Genomic DNA, 13,272 nt, shown 5'->3' with positions numbered 1-13,272 from the left:
CGCGCGCGGCGCGGATCAGCCTTCGTGCGCGCGCAGGCGGCGGATGTCGTGCAGCGTGATGCGCTTGCCCGCCACGGTGATCAGCCGCGCCTCGGCAAGGTCGTGAAAGATGCGCGACAGGGTTTCGGGCGTGAGGTTGAGGCGCGAGGCGATCACCTGCTTGCTGGTCGGCAGGTCGATGCGGCATTCCCCGGCGTCGAGGTCTTCCGGCGTCTGCTGCAGCAGGTAGCCGATGACGCGCTGCATGCTGGAGCGCAGCGTGTAGGTCTCCACGTCGCGCACCAGGCTGTGCAGCCGGATCGACAGCCCCGCCAGCAGCTTGCGCGCAAAGCGCGGGTTGTCGTCGAGCTGGCCGAGCAGCACCTCCTGGCCGATCGCCAGCAGCGTGCTGTCCATCAGCGCCTCGGCGAACACCGGGTAGGGCCGCTCCATGAACATCACCGCCTCGCCAAAGCTCTGCCCGGCACCGATCACCTCGACCACCTTCTCGTTGCCGGCGGCCGAAGAAAACGCCAGCTTGATCTGGCCGCGCAGCACGCAGAAGAAGCCGCGCGGCGTGTCGCCGCGCTGGAACAGCATCTCGCCGCGCGCCACGCTGCGCTCGCGGCTGTGGCGGGCGATGCTTGCGATATCCTCGTCGGCGAGTTCGGAAAACAGCGGCACCTGGCGCAGCTGCGCAATCAGGGCGGGGGAAGGTTGGGGAAGGTCTCCGGCCATCGGGGCAAGCCTGTTGTGGGTATGTCTGGATTCTAGCCCATCGCCCCTGGCACCCGCCCGCGGCACCGCCGCATCCCCCCGGAGAACGATCGAATGTACATGGCAATCAAGCACATCCACCTCCTCTGCGTCGCCCTGAGCGGCCTCGGGTTCTTGCTGCGCGGGCTATGGGTACTCGCCCGCGGCGGCCTGCCGCGCTGGCTGCCCGTCCGGGTGCTGCCGCACGTGGTGGACACCCTGCTGCTGGCCAGCGCAATCGCGCTGGCGGTGATGAGCAGCCAGTACCCGCCGCACTCCACCTGGATAACGGCAAAGATCGTCGGGCTGCTGGCGTACATCGGGCTGGGCACGGTGGCGCTGAAGCGCGGGCGCACGCAGGGCGTGAGGGCGGTGGCGTTTGTGGGCGCGCTGGCGGTGTTTGCGTGGATCGTGTCGGTGGCGCTGACGCGGAATCCGGCGGGGTATCTGGCGGGGGTGGCGGGGTAGGACACGCGGTTCTATTCCCTCCCCTTCAAGGGGGCGTAGGCGGGGTGTCGCAGAGCACTGCTCTGCGCCGCCGGAGCGGCGAAGCGAAGCGGAGACTCCGGGGGCGGCCGATTTGCTCCCTCCCCTTCAAGGGGAGGGTAGGGGTGGGGATGGGGTTGAATTCAGCGCTCACTACGCCCGACTCCTCCCTTACCAGTGGCCGGTCCGGGAGAGGCGCCATAGTCCGCCCGGCGCTGACCCCATCCCCACCCTAACCCTCCCCTTGAAGGGGAGGGGACAAAACCTACGTCCCCCCAACGCCTTGAAGGGTGGGAACAAACCTCACTCCCCCGCCCGTCTCCCCCGAAACCCGCTCGGCGATTCCCCCGTCCACTCCCGGAACGCCCGCGCAAAGCTCTTCTCATTGCGAAACCCCACCGCCAGCGCGATCTGCTTCACCGGGCGGTTGCTGCGGTTGAGCAGTTCGATGGCGCGTTCGCGGCGCGCTTCGTCCTTCAACTGCTGTAGCGCCGCGCCCTCTTCCTGCAGTTGCCGGTGCAGGGTGCGGGCGGACAGGTGCAGGTGCGCGGCGACGCTGTCGGCGGTGAGCGATTCGCCGCCGCCGTCGCGGGTGAGCGTGCGCAGCAGCTCGCGCACCCGCTGCACCAGCAGGCGGTCGCGGCGGTACTGCAGCACGGTGAGCGGCAGCGCGCGTTGCAGCATGGTGCGCAGTGCGCGTTCGTCGCGCCGGATGGGTAGCGTCAGGTATTGCGGGTCGAAGCGGATGCCGGCGCAGTCGGCGTCAAACTCCACCGGCCCGGCGAACAGCAGCGGATACACCGCGTGGTGCCCCGGCCGCGGATACGGGAAGTGCGCAGCCTGCAGCGGAATGCGCGAATCCACCGCCCAGCAGGCGTAGCCGAGCAGGTAGCGCAGCAGGGTGACGCAGCAGAATTCGCGCATGCCGGCGGTGAGTGCGGGCGGCTCCAGTCGCCGTTCCAGCGTGATCGTCGCGGCGCTTTTGGTGACCTTGAGGTGCAGCAGCACGTCATCGGTCAGCAGGCGGTGGTGGCGGCACCAGCGCTTGATCGCCACGCCCAGGTCGGGCGCGCCGAGCGAGGCGCGGCACAGCATGCCGTAGCTGCCCCAGGGCAGGCGGCGCGAGAACCAGCCCAGGGCTTCGTCGTCGAGTTCCTGCATCGCCACCGCGGACATGATCTCCAGCTGCAGCGCGGTGACGTGGGCGCCGTCGTCGGCCAGCCGCTGCGGCGTAATCTGTGCCAGCCGCAGCGCGTTGGCCGGATCGGTGCCGTAGCCGCGATAGGCATCCACGATGGCGCGGATGAAGGCGATGGGCGTGGCAGCGGCGCCGCGCGTCGGATCGACACCGGGGCCGACCGGCAATGCGAGGGTAGGGGCGAGGGCGGTTTTCATGCTGCGGGCGATGCTAGCCGAGGCGGCAGGATTTGCAACCATCTTGGCGCCCGTTGCGCCAAGGGCTGGATTACGCTCGGGCCATCCGTCCCGCCGTGCCTTCGCCGCGGCGGGCACCCTACAGAACGAGGAGACACGCGATGAACATTCCCAGCCTGGACTTCAACCTCGGCGAAACCATCGAAGCCCTGCGCGACACCGTGAAGCGCTTTGCCGACGAGGAAATCGCGCCGCGCGCCGCCGCCATCGACCAGAACAACGAATTCCCCGCCGACCTGTGGAAGAAGCTGGGCGACCTCGGCCTGCACGGCATGACGGTGGAAGAGGAATACGGCGGCAGCGCCATGGGCTACCTCGCCCACATCATCGCGCTCGAAGAAGTGTCGCGTGCCTCGGCCTCGGTGGGCCTCTCGTACGGCGCGCATTCCAACCTGTGCGTCAATCAGATCCGCCGCAACGGCAACGCCACGCAGAAGCAGAAATACCTGCCCAAGCTGATCTCCGGCGAGCACGTGGGCGCGCTGGCGATGAGCGAGCCCAACGCCGGCTCCGACGTGGTCAGCATGAAGCTGCGCGCCGACAAGAAGGGCGACCGCTACGTGCTCAACGGCAGCAAGATGTGGATCACCAACGGCGGCGACGCCGACACCCTGGTGGTCTATGCCAAGACCGACATCAACGCCGGCCCGAAGGGCATGACGGCCTTCATCATCGAGAAGGGGATGAAGGGCTTCAGCCACGGCACCCACCTCGACAAGCTCGGCATGCGCGGCTCCAACACCTTCCCGCTGTTCTTCGACGACGTCGAGGTGCCGGAAGAGAACGTGCTGGGCGGCGTTGGCAACGGCGCCAGAGTGCTGATGAGCGGGCTGGACTACGAACGCGCGGTGCTGTGCGGCGGCCCGCTGGGCATCATGGCCGCCTGCATGGACGTGGTGGTGCCCTACCTGCACGAGCGCAAGCAGTTCGGCCAGAGCATCGGCGAATTCCAGCTGATGCAGGGCAAGCTTGCCGACATGTACTCCACCTGGATGGCGACCCGCGCCTATGTGTACGCGGTGGGCCAGGCCTGCGACCGCACCGACCACGCCCGCACGCTGCGCAAGGACGCCGCCGGCGCGATCCTGTATTCGGCGGAAAAGGCCACCTGGATGGCGGGCGAAGCAATCCAGACGCTGGGCGGCGTCGGCTATACCAATGAATATTCCACCGGCCGGCTGTGGCGCGATGCCAAGCTGTATGAAATTGGCGCGGGCACGAGCGAAATCCGCCGGATGCTGATCGGGCGGGAATTGTTTGCCGAAACGGCTTGATGACGTAACAGCGAGCGGGCAACGGGTCGATCAACGAATTGTTGATCGACCCGCCGCAAACCAATACGGGCGCAGCAATGCGCCCGTATTTTTCGTCAGCCCGCCATGCACACCGGACAGGGCGCAGAAGCCGAATACCAGTAATGCGCAGCCTCCCGCAGCGGCGCGGAGCTGTTATTGCGCACGCCGATGAAATGCAGCTTGCTCATTTCCGGCAGGGACGGGCAGTTGCCCTTATGGACCACATGCGCATCGTTTTCATTGGCACGCTTTTCAACATAGAACTCATTCATGTCAGTCTCACCTGTTGGATGAAGGAATGTCATCTATTGCAGCCACGGCCGCGATGATCGAGGTGTTTGTCATTTGTCGTGCGCGTGTTGGCTTTTTTGTGCTGCACACGACAGCAGAACTGCCTGGGGTTCCTCGTTAAATCGCGGTCAGTTGGAATAGGCGCAAGAAGTGTTCCCGAATATCCAAGGTCAATATGAATGAAATTTCATTGAATTGACTGGGCGGGCAGGGCGCTATTGGTTTTTCTGCGTAAAGACGAACAAGAAATGATCGTCCGCGGCGACGCTCCGGCCGGCGCTGGCTTGCCCCTTCGAAGCGAAGGCTCCCGAGCAGACCTGTCTTTCCCCCTCCCCTTCAAGGGGGCGTAGGCGGAGTTTCGCAGAGCACCGCTCTGCGCCGCCGGAGCGGCGGAGCGAAGCGGAGACTACCGGGCTGGCCTGTCTTTCTCCCTCCCCTTCAAGGGGGCGTAGGTGGAGTTTCGCAGAGCACCGCTCTGCGCCGCCGGAGCGGCGGAGCGAAGCGGAGACTACCGGGCTGGCCTGTCTTTCTCCCTCCCCTTCAAGGGGGCGTAGGTGGAGTTTCGCAGAGCACCGCTCTGCGCCGCCGGAGCGGCGGAGCGAAGCGGAGACTCCCGGGTTGGCCTGTCTTTCTCCCTCCCCTTCAAGGGGAGGGTTGGGGTGGGGATGGGGTTCGCCCCCCCAAACAAAACTCCTCAGTGCCTCGAATACACCCCCACCCGATTCCCCTCACTATCCATGAACAACGCAATAAACCCGATCTCCTCCCCGATCGAGGTCTTCTCCATCGCCACCTCGCCGCCCGCCGCCTTCACCCGCTCCAGCACCAGGTTCAGGTCCTCTCCGCCATTCAGATACACCAGCGTGCCGTTGTCGCGCGGCGCCAGCTGCGGCATCTGCACCAGCGCGCCGGACGGCTGCGGATCGGCATACGGAAAGATCGCCATCGGGTGCCCACCGCACACCTCGCGGCGCAGCGTCACCGCAAACACGCTTTCGTAAAAGCGCACCGCGCGCTCGATATCCACGGTGGGCAGCTCGAACCAGCAAATCGGGTTGTTCATGTCAGGGCTCCTGAAAAGTCTCCGCCGCGAAATGCAGCAGACAGGCGCATTGTCGGCACCCCCTCCTGACAACGTGGTGTCAGCAGACCCGGCGGCCACACCACGCCAGCGTGCTAAGGTGAGCCGTCCGTCATCCTCTCCGCACCGACACCGCCCATGCGTCCCGCCGACCGCCTGTTCCAGATCATCCTCATGCTGCGCAACGGCCGCGTCATCACCGCGCGGGCGCTGGCCGAAGCGCTGGAAGTCTCCGAACGCACCATCTACCGCGACATCGCCGACCTCATCGGCTCCGGCGCGCCCATCGATGGCGAAGCCGGCGTCGGCTACCGCCTGCGCCGCGGCTACCAGGTGCCGCCGCTGATGTTCACCGGCGACGAACTCGAAGCCCTCGTCATCGGCGCCAAGCTCGTCCAGTCCTACGCAGACCCCGCCCTCGGCAAAGCCGCCGCTCAAGCCATGGCGCGCATCGAAGCCGTGCTGCCGCGCGCGCTGGAAGAACGCATCGCCGGCAGCGAAATGCGCTTCTGCGCCCCCGCCTTCATGCAACCGGAACCGCTGCGCGAACCGATGACGCTGCTGCGCACCGGCATGGAAAAAGGCCAGAAGGTGCAGGTGCGCTACCGTCGGGAAGACGGCGAGGTGTCTGAGCGCACGCTATGGCCGCTGGGGCTGGTGTTCTGGGGGCACTGCTGGACGCTGGGCGCGTGGTGCGAACTGCGGCAGGGGTTCCGGACGTTTCGGGTGGATAGGATCGAAGCGGTGGAGTTAGGCGAGGAGCGCTTCGATGACCGGTATGGGCATCTGTGGGGGAAGTATCTGGCGGAGGCGCGGGGGGATTGCTGAGGCGGTGGTTGAACCTATCGCTCGAAGCCGGCTTCCCGCTGGCTGCGCACGGCCAGTACGAATACCGTATCGATCCCCGCCACATAGCGATACAGGGCCAGGTAGCCGTGCGATCTGCGTCCGATTACCAACTCACGGTTGTCGTTATCGGTCGGACGGCCGATAAGGGGATTGCTCGCTAGCACGCCAATGGCATCGATGATCTCGCGTATCCGTGCGGCGGGATCGTTCGCTCGATAGTGATCCAGATGGTCGAGTATCCGCTCGAAATCGTCGGCGACTTCGGGCGCCAGTTCGATACGCGTCACCGATCTTGCGCCAGCTTTCGCGCGGTGGGCCGCTGCGCCGACGTGCCTGCGGCGCGGCCTTCCAGATATCGCCGCATCTCGTCCCACGGAATCGTCTGCCCGGATTCGACGATACGGGCGTAGCGCTGTTCAGCTTCTGCATCCAGCCCGGCGCGAGCTTCGGCCTGCTCGGCCTTTTCCGCAATCGCCTCCAGGATGAAATTGTGGGAGGTCGTTCCCGCACGCTTGGCTGCCTCGGCGACACGGGCCTTGAGTTCATCTGGCAGTCGTATGGTCGTGGTGCTCATGAAGGTCGCTCCGGTCGTTTAGCCTGAGATCAATGTAGCACAGGTGTGATACATGCGAGGGTGTGGGCAGGTGTGGGTACAGTCAGGCTATCCGTTCATCTGGCTCCCAAGCGAGGCGATTCGCTACCGCCGGGAAGACGGCGAGGTTTCCGAACGGCTGAGGCGCGGGGGGATTCGTGAGGCGGGCGGGGCTTTCCCGAGCGCTCGCCTCCAGCAAGAAATTGTGCGAGATCGTTCCCGGGTGCTGCCTCCGCGACCGGGGCTTTGAATTCATCATGAAGGCGGATGGTGGCGGCGTTCATGGAGGACGCGTCGGCCCTTTGGTCTGCGTCCACGAGGCACCCGTGTGCCACGTGGAGATGTTCCATCAGGCAGGGTGTAGGGGCGAGCCGTGTAGTTATTGATTGCTACGCGAGGCGATGTAGCCGTTGATGCCTGGCCCAAAGGTTCGTCATCTGACGTGTTTGCCAGATCAGCGAGTGTGGAATATGCGTCAAGGGTGGGCGGCTTTTCGCGCGCAGCGTGGCTTTTGCTATGCAGTGTGAAGTTTCTTATACGTCATGCTTCGGGTTTATACGTCAGACTTGACGTCTACAACACGTTAGCCCTTACGATGAACCTTACCGAGTACTTGGCCAAATGTGAATTCTCGAAGCAAACCGAGCTTCGGCGCACAGTACTTCTTGCCTTCTATCAGTTGAGAAATCACGACGAGGCATCATTCACGGTAACCGGCATAGCAGACAGTCTAGTCAAGCTGGGTTATTCACGTCCAAACACGAGCCGCCTCGCGGCCGCACTGAAGAAGTCCCGCATGTTTGTTTCGGCTGGTGCCCCTCAGTCATTTAAGGTTCATCCTTCGACAGTGGAAACGCTAGATGCCGAGTTTCCAGATATCCGAAAGAAGTCCGAAGAGGTGATGTCGCATGACTCCGTTATTCCTGAGCTATTGCTCCAGAAGGAACGAGCGTTCATCAAATCTCTCATAAGGCAAGTAAATGCCTCCTACGAAAACAACATTTTCGACGGCTGCGCCGTACTAATGCGGCGACTTCTTGAGATTCTGCTTATCCTCTCGTATCAAGAATTGAAGATTGAATCGGTGATTCAGGACGCAACTGGTCAGTTCAAGCAATTGAACTCAATCATCGACGATGCTGAAACAAATAAAACACTCGCGCTGTCACGCAACACGCGCGAGAGCCTCGAGACTTTCAGGAAGATCGGCAACTTCTCTGCGCACAAAATCTACTACAACGCCAGCAGGAAGAGCATCGAAGGAATTATCTTGGACTATCGGGCAACAATAGAAGAACTTCTCTACAAATCTAACCTGAGGACATAAGTATGAGTGAGACCGCGAAATTCAAATTAAATCTCAAAACAGGCGAAGTCGAAATCGAGGGTTCCGAAGCATTTGTAGAGAGACAGATACAGCAGCTTGAGACACTTATTGAAACTGTGGGACTTCGCACGCAACAGCGGGAGGAAGGGTCAGAGGGTGCCCCGGCTGAAACCGGCGAATCCCCCGCTTCTCAACAATTGACCAGCAAAGAAGAGCAACCACCCGCCAGCTTCGGCGAATGGATGCATAACTTTCGCGCAGACATTACCGACTTAGACAAAGCTCTCATTACCGCTCGTTATGTTCAGTCCCAGTCGCCGGAGAATGACTTTAAGACATCGGAAGTTAATAACTCCCTCAAGGACCATGGCATTAAGCTGTCTAACCCATCTTTATGCCTCAAGCGACTTGGCGAAAAGAAGCTCATGTTCCAAACCAGGAAGGTTGGTTCATTGAGGTTCATGCGGGTGTCCGTCGATGGCCAGAAGCACCTTGAAACCCTCAAGCGACAGGGCTAACCCGCCGCTCAACCCTGACGCTCCGCCTTATCGGCGGCGCGCCGGTTAGCTATCACGTTAGCCATACACGAGGCACGCATGAAATACGAACCTCCCGAATTCAAGAAAGCAGCCTTTACCTGCCCGCATTGCGACGTGTACGCGAGCTTCTGGTGGAAAGAAGCAAAAGAGGCTGTGCGTATGAGCAACGGCGCTCATGGCTACAAAGACAATGACTTGCACATTGCGACATGCACTCACTGCCAAGGTCGAGTTGTCTGGTTTGTTAACGAATACAACTCATACATGCTTTGGCCTTTTGGAATGGCTAACGCACCACTGCCGCATGAAGACATGCCTGATGACGTAAAGGCGGACTATCTTGAAGCACGGAACATCTGCAAATTGTCCCCTCGTGGGGCGGCGGCTCTATTGCGTCTAGCGATCCAAAAATTGTGCAAACATCTTGGTGAACCGGGCGAAAACATCAATGCTGATATAGGCGCTCTGGTAAAGAAGGGCCTGCCTATTCAGATTCAACAGGCATTGGATGTTGTCCGCGTGACAGGCAATAACGCGGTTCATCCAGGAGAGCTGCTAGTCGATGACAATCCCGAGATCGTTTCTGCACTCTTCGGCCTTACGAATCTCATTATCGATAATCGAATCGCCGAACCGAAGCGCATTGCAGCTCTTTACGGGGCGTTGCCAGAAGGTGCATTGCGTGGCATCGAGAAGCGCGATGGCTAACCCATCAATCCACCGGACGCTGCGCGATGAAGCCGCGCAGCGCCTGTGATTTCGGACGTTAGCCGTCGCCCCCCCTGCCCAAGGTAACAGTGTCAATGAGCCACGCTCACATTGCGGTCGCATCACCGCTGGGACTCAACGTTCAGGCTTCTGGCAGAGTCATCGCGAGTTTCGCCTGGCAACACATGAAGGCCGCCACTACGTTTCGAGACCAAGTAGCAAGTCTGGAGGCAGCAAATTTCGGAAGAGAGTTTGGCCCGTTCTTCGAAGACATTCGATCTTACGGCAGTGGTTGCATTATGTCCGCAGCTGCGTCAATTGAAGCCCATATTAATGAATGCTTCATTGATCCACATGGTCCATTGAGGAAAAAACTCCCCGACTTCGAATCACAGTTCTGGGGACGCCGTGGTATCGAATGGAAGCCTCCACTTGAGAAGTACCAGATTGCCCTCGAGATGCTTGGGCAACCGAAACTAGACGAGCAAGCGCAACCCTTCAAAGACGCCTGGGCTCTCGTCGAGTTGAGAAACGCCCTTGTTCACTATAAACCCACTTGGGACCCAGACCGCCAGCGAACGGTCGACATGATCGAGGTTCTGTCGGGGAAGTACGAACTTAGCCCATTCCCCGACGCCGGCGCTGACTTTGTCACAATGAGAAGCATGAGTGCGGCCGCCACGCGTTGGGTGGTCGTGACCGCGTTACGATTCATGAAAGAGTTTCACCAACGTACATGTCAATATGAAAGCAAGTTCGCCGGCTTCTCGTGCCTCGACGCCTAACCCGTCAATCAACCCCGCTCCCTTCGGTCGCTGGACGGGAAAAAGCTGCGCTTTTCCCCGCCGGTTATTTCTACGTTAGGGGTCAGTGCGGCATGGCCGACGTAATCACTCCTGAAGAAAGCTTCGAATACAGTCTGCACAACTTTTTGCAGTGGCTCGAAGTCATGACTATGGAACCCGTCGAGCTATGCAATGCATGGGGCAATTACAACGTCGCCTGGGAATTGGTCTCTGATCTGAACACAGATGGCAACGCGGCGATCACTAGCTCCTGCAGCTATCTGAGTGAAGATCAAAAACAAGAGATTCAAAGCTTCCTTGCCACTCTCAACAACATCCCTAAATCGGTGCTTGCTGGAGCAACCTCAGTGTCTGCGAATCAAGAAGCCATGAGTCATCCGTGTTGGTTGCCTTTCAAGAAAAGCGCTTCCGCTTTACTCAAAACGCTTGAGCCAGCAGCTATAAAAAACAGAGCCTATTTCTCCAGCCTATGACCCCTAGCCCTGCGGTCAAGGGGATCTGCCGAACACCCGCCTTGGCTTTTTCTCTGCAGCCCGTCGCGGCAGTCCGCTTACCTCCACGTTAGCCGTTTACCTAGAGCTCTCACCGCTCTTTTTGTCCTTGCTAGCCCTTTCTGGCTGCGGCGGCGGACACCTTCGCGGTGACGCCTCTCCTTCGCCAGATGGGAAAACATACTTCGCGGTCGTAGATGACAACGGCGGTCAATGCGGTGCGATCAAACGCGACGGGAAGGTCTGTCGTCATCCCGTAGGGCAGGTCGCTCCGATCGAACCAGGTCTGCACACGTTGGAATTCGGGGGGAAGGTTTCCTTCAGCGAGACTCGAGCCCCTCGTCTTTTCGGCCAAAACAATGAAGTCACCCAGACACCATGATCCTGAGGTTCAGGCGGAAGCCAATCGTTTGCTTGAGGCCGCGGGCTATGGTTTGGAGCGGACACTCGACGACCGCTTCCCAAGTCTGAGTATCAAGCGACGCCTGATCCTGATTCTGTTGGTGCTAAGCGGCTTGTTCGTTTTGCGCTCGTTGCACGGGCGCCTGCTTGAGATTGCACCGCTCGCGTTTGCGTTGCCCACACTAAAGTTGATGCTGAGGGATGGCCCGGTCTTGCTATGTACGGCCTACGTCGTTTTGACGAAGGTCGCATTGAAGAGCGAGCGGACCGAGTGGCTGAATCGTCTACTGCAAATGGCGGATACGCTAGGAACCATTTGTCTAACAAGCATTATTGGCTTCTACTTTTTGTTCCTGCTTTTCCCGTAGTCGGGTTACACATCCCGGGACGATAGGTCGCAAGGGCGCTAGACGGGAGTGACGCCGGGCGGGTTGTAAAGATCGCTCGGTATCACTTGGCTTCCTCAGCAGTCGTGGCGCATTTTGCAACCCCCTTGTCCCCCCTTATCCCCCCCAAAGGTCTAGTCTTCCCCCATCCGTAAGCGGACGCGCCCACGCGCATCCGCCAGCGGCGGTTCCCGCACCCTCACGCAGGTTCCGCCGCGCAAACCAACAAGGGACGGGGAGACATGAGCACCATCAAGTCCAGCATCAACACCCGCGCGGCGGACTTCCAGGCCAATGCCGCCAGCCTGCGCGGGCTGGTCGAGGATCTGCGCGCCAAGGCGGCCGAGGTGTCGCTTGGCGGCGGCGAGTCGGCGCGGGCCAAGCACACCGCGCGCGGCAAGCTGCTGCCGCGCGACCGTGTCGATCATCTGCTCGATCCGGGCACGCCTTTCCTCGAAGTCGGCCAGCTTGCCGCGCACGGCATGTACGACAACGAGGCGCCGTCGGCCGGGGTGATTACCGGCATCGGCCGGGTGCAGGGCGTGGAGTGCATGATCGTGGCGAACGACGCCACGGTGAAGGGCGGCACCTATTACCCGATGACGGTGAAGAAGCACCTGCGCGCGCAGGAGATCGCCGAGCAGAACAACCTGCCTTGCGTCTATCTGGTGGATTCGGGCGGCGCCTTCCTGCCGCGCCAGGACGAGGTGTTTCCGGACCGCGACCACTTCGGCCGCATCTTCTACAACCAGGCCAACATGTCGGCCAAGGGCATTCCGCAGATCGCGGTGGTGATGGGTTCCTGCACCGCCGGTGGCGCCTACGTGCCGGCGATGTCGGACGAAACCGTCATCGTCAAGAACCAGGGCACCATCTTTCTCGGCGGCCCGCCGCTGGTGAAGGCGGCCACCGGCGAGGTGGTGAGCGCGGAAGACCTGGGCGGCGGCGACGTGCATACGCGGCTCTCGGGCGTGGCCGATCACCTGGCGGAAAATGATGCCCACGCGCTGTATCTGGCGCGCCGCATCGTCTCCAATCTGAATCGCAGCAAACCCGTGAATCTGGCGCTGGGGCAGGGCGAAGAGCCGCTGTACGACCCGGAAGAGATCTACGGGATCATCCCCACCGACACCCGCAAGCCCTTCGACGTGCGCGAGATCATCGCCCGCGTGGTCGATGGCTCGCGCTTCGACGAATTCAAGGCGCGCTACGGCACCACCCTGGTGTGCGGCTTCGCCCAGCTCTACGGCTACCCGGTGGGCATCGTCGCCAACAACGGCATCCTGTTCGGCGAATCGGCGCAGAAGGGCGCGCACTTCATCGAGCTGTGCGGCCAGCGCGGCATTCCGCTGCTGTTCCTCCAGAACATCACCGGCTTCATGGTCGGCCGCAAGTACGAGAACGGCGGCATCGCCAAGGATGGCGCCAAGATGGTGACGGCGGTCGCCACCGTGCAGGTGCCCAAGATCACCACGCTGATCGGTGGCAGCTTCGGCGCCGGCAACTACGGCATGTGCGGTCGCGCCTATTCGCCGCGCTTCTTGTGGATGTGGCCCAACGCGCGCATTTCGGTGATGGGCGGCGAACAGGCCGCCAGCGTGCTCGCCACCGTGCGCCGCGACGGCATCGAGGCCAAGGGCGGCAGCTGGAGCAAGGAGGAGGAAGACGCCTTCAAGTCGCCGATTCGCGACCAGTACGAAGTGCAGGGCCATCCCTACTACGCCACCGCGCGCATGTGGGACGACGGCGTGGTCGACCCGGCGCAGACGCGCCGCATCCTTGGCTTGAGCCTGTCCGCGGCCTTGAACGCGCCGATCCAGCCGACCAAGTTCGGCGTGTTCCGGATGTAA

16 protein-coding genes are annotated in these 13,272 nt (G+C 61.6%); 10 read left to right on the top strand and 6 right to left on the bottom strand.

The window, feature by feature from the left end; all coding sequences use genetic code 11:
- Window positions 1-15: 15 nt before the first annotated feature.
- A complete protein-coding gene (locus tag dqs_RS15865) occupies window positions 16-717 on the bottom strand; it encodes a Crp/Fnr family transcriptional regulator (protein ID WP_011766809.1) in 702 nt (233 codons plus the stop codon).
- A gap of 93 nt (window positions 718-810) precedes the next feature.
- Here dqs_RS15865 and dqs_RS15860 point away from each other — a divergent pair, with 93 nt between their 5' ends.
- Window positions 811-1,203, top strand: a complete 393-nt coding sequence (locus tag dqs_RS15860) for a SirB2 family protein (protein ID WP_065341096.1) — start codon at window positions 811-813, stop codon at window positions 1,201-1,203.
- 321 nt (window positions 1,204-1,524) lie between these two features.
- Here the strand turns inward: dqs_RS15860 and dqs_RS15855 are convergent, their stop codons facing one another.
- On the bottom strand, window positions 1,525-2,616 hold the full coding sequence (locus tag dqs_RS15855) for an AraC family transcriptional regulator (RefSeq protein ID WP_065341095.1): 1,092 nt from the start codon (window positions 2,614-2,616) through the stop codon (window positions 1,525-1,527).
- A gap of 140 nt (window positions 2,617-2,756) precedes the next feature.
- On the opposite strand from dqs_RS15855, the gene dqs_RS15850 reads away from it, so the two are divergent.
- The gene (locus dqs_RS15850) at window positions 2,757-3,929 is read left to right on the top strand and encodes an isovaleryl-CoA dehydrogenase (protein WP_065341094.1); all 1,173 of its coding nucleotides are present in this window, start codon (window positions 2,757-2,759) and stop codon (window positions 3,927-3,929) included.
- 95 nt (window positions 3,930-4,024) lie between these two features.
- On the opposite strand, the gene dqs_RS15845 is transcribed toward dqs_RS15850, so the two are convergent.
- Together dqs_RS15845 and dqs_RS15840 are read right to left on the bottom strand one after the other, a co-directional pair.
- A complete protein-coding gene (locus tag dqs_RS15845) occupies window positions 4,025-4,222 on the bottom strand; it encodes a hypothetical protein (protein ID WP_011766805.1) in 198 nt (65 codons plus the stop codon).
- A 713-nt stretch (window positions 4,223-4,935) separates the two neighbouring features.
- On the bottom strand, window positions 4,936-5,304 hold the full coding sequence (locus dqs_RS15840) for a VOC family protein (RefSeq protein ID WP_065341093.1): 369 nt from the start codon (window positions 5,302-5,304) through the stop codon (window positions 4,936-4,938).
- A gap of 156 nt (window positions 5,305-5,460) precedes the next feature.
- On the opposite strand from dqs_RS15840, the gene dqs_RS15835 reads away from it, so the two are divergent.
- Window positions 5,461-6,150, top strand: a complete 690-nt coding sequence (locus dqs_RS15835) for a helix-turn-helix transcriptional regulator (protein WP_065341092.1) — start codon at window positions 5,461-5,463, stop codon at window positions 6,148-6,150.
- Window positions 6,151-6,164: 14 nt separating this feature from the next.
- Here the strand turns inward: dqs_RS15835 and dqs_RS15830 are convergent, their stop codons facing one another.
- A complete protein-coding gene (locus dqs_RS15830) occupies window positions 6,165-6,458 on the bottom strand; it encodes a type II toxin-antitoxin system RelE/ParE family toxin (RefSeq protein ID WP_065341091.1) in 294 nt (97 codons plus the stop codon).
- Complete coding sequence (locus tag dqs_RS15825) at window positions 6,455-6,745, bottom strand: ribbon-helix-helix protein, CopG family (RefSeq protein WP_065341090.1); 291 nt, start codon at window positions 6,743-6,745, stop codon at window positions 6,455-6,457. The genes dqs_RS15830 and dqs_RS15825 overlap by 4 nt, the downstream gene beginning before the upstream one ends.
- Window positions 6,746-7,358: 613 nt before the next feature.
- On the opposite strand from dqs_RS15825, the gene dqs_RS20845 reads away from it, so the two are divergent.
- The 7 genes from dqs_RS20845 to dqs_RS15800 all read left to right on the top strand — a co-directional run bounded on the left by dqs_RS20845 (window position 7,359) and on the right by dqs_RS15800 (window position 13,272).
- The gene (locus dqs_RS20845; RefSeq protein WP_157108205.1) at window positions 7,359-8,090 is read left to right on the top strand and encodes a hypothetical protein; all 732 of its coding nucleotides are present in this window, start codon (window positions 7,359-7,361) and stop codon (window positions 8,088-8,090) included.
- A gap of 2 nt (window positions 8,091-8,092) precedes the next feature.
- Window positions 8,093-8,608, top strand: coding sequence for a hypothetical protein (locus tag dqs_RS20840; RefSeq protein WP_157108204.1), 516 nt, complete (start codon window positions 8,093-8,095; stop codon window positions 8,606-8,608).
- A 78-nt stretch (window positions 8,609-8,686) separates the two neighbouring features.
- Window positions 8,687-9,337, top strand: a complete 651-nt coding sequence (locus dqs_RS20550) for a DUF4145 domain-containing protein (RefSeq protein ID WP_084018593.1) — start codon at window positions 8,687-8,689, stop codon at window positions 9,335-9,337.
- Window positions 9,338-9,432: 95 nt separating this feature from the next.
- The gene (locus tag dqs_RS20835) at window positions 9,433-10,122 is read left to right on the top strand and encodes a hypothetical protein (RefSeq protein WP_157108203.1); all 690 of its coding nucleotides are present in this window, start codon (window positions 9,433-9,435) and stop codon (window positions 10,120-10,122) included.
- A 92-nt stretch (window positions 10,123-10,214) separates the two neighbouring features.
- Window positions 10,215-10,616, top strand: a complete 402-nt coding sequence (locus dqs_RS20830) for a hypothetical protein (RefSeq protein WP_157108202.1) — start codon at window positions 10,215-10,217, stop codon at window positions 10,614-10,616.
- A gap of 377 nt (window positions 10,617-10,993) precedes the next feature.
- Window positions 10,994-11,404, top strand: a complete 411-nt coding sequence (locus dqs_RS15805; RefSeq protein ID WP_157108201.1) for a hypothetical protein — start codon at window positions 10,994-10,996, stop codon at window positions 11,402-11,404.
- A 260-nt stretch (window positions 11,405-11,664) separates the two neighbouring features.
- Complete coding sequence (locus dqs_RS15800) at window positions 11,665-13,272, top strand: carboxyl transferase domain-containing protein (RefSeq protein WP_065341085.1); 1,608 nt, start codon at window positions 11,665-11,667, stop codon at window positions 13,270-13,272.

It is taken from the genome of Azoarcus olearius (assembly GCF_001682385.1).
Lineage (GTDB): Bacteria > Pseudomonadota > Gammaproteobacteria > Burkholderiales > Rhodocyclaceae > Azoarcus > Azoarcus olearius.
The sequence above is the reverse complement of the archived record's forward strand: the minus strand, read 5'-3'. Positions and strand labels throughout refer to the sequence as shown.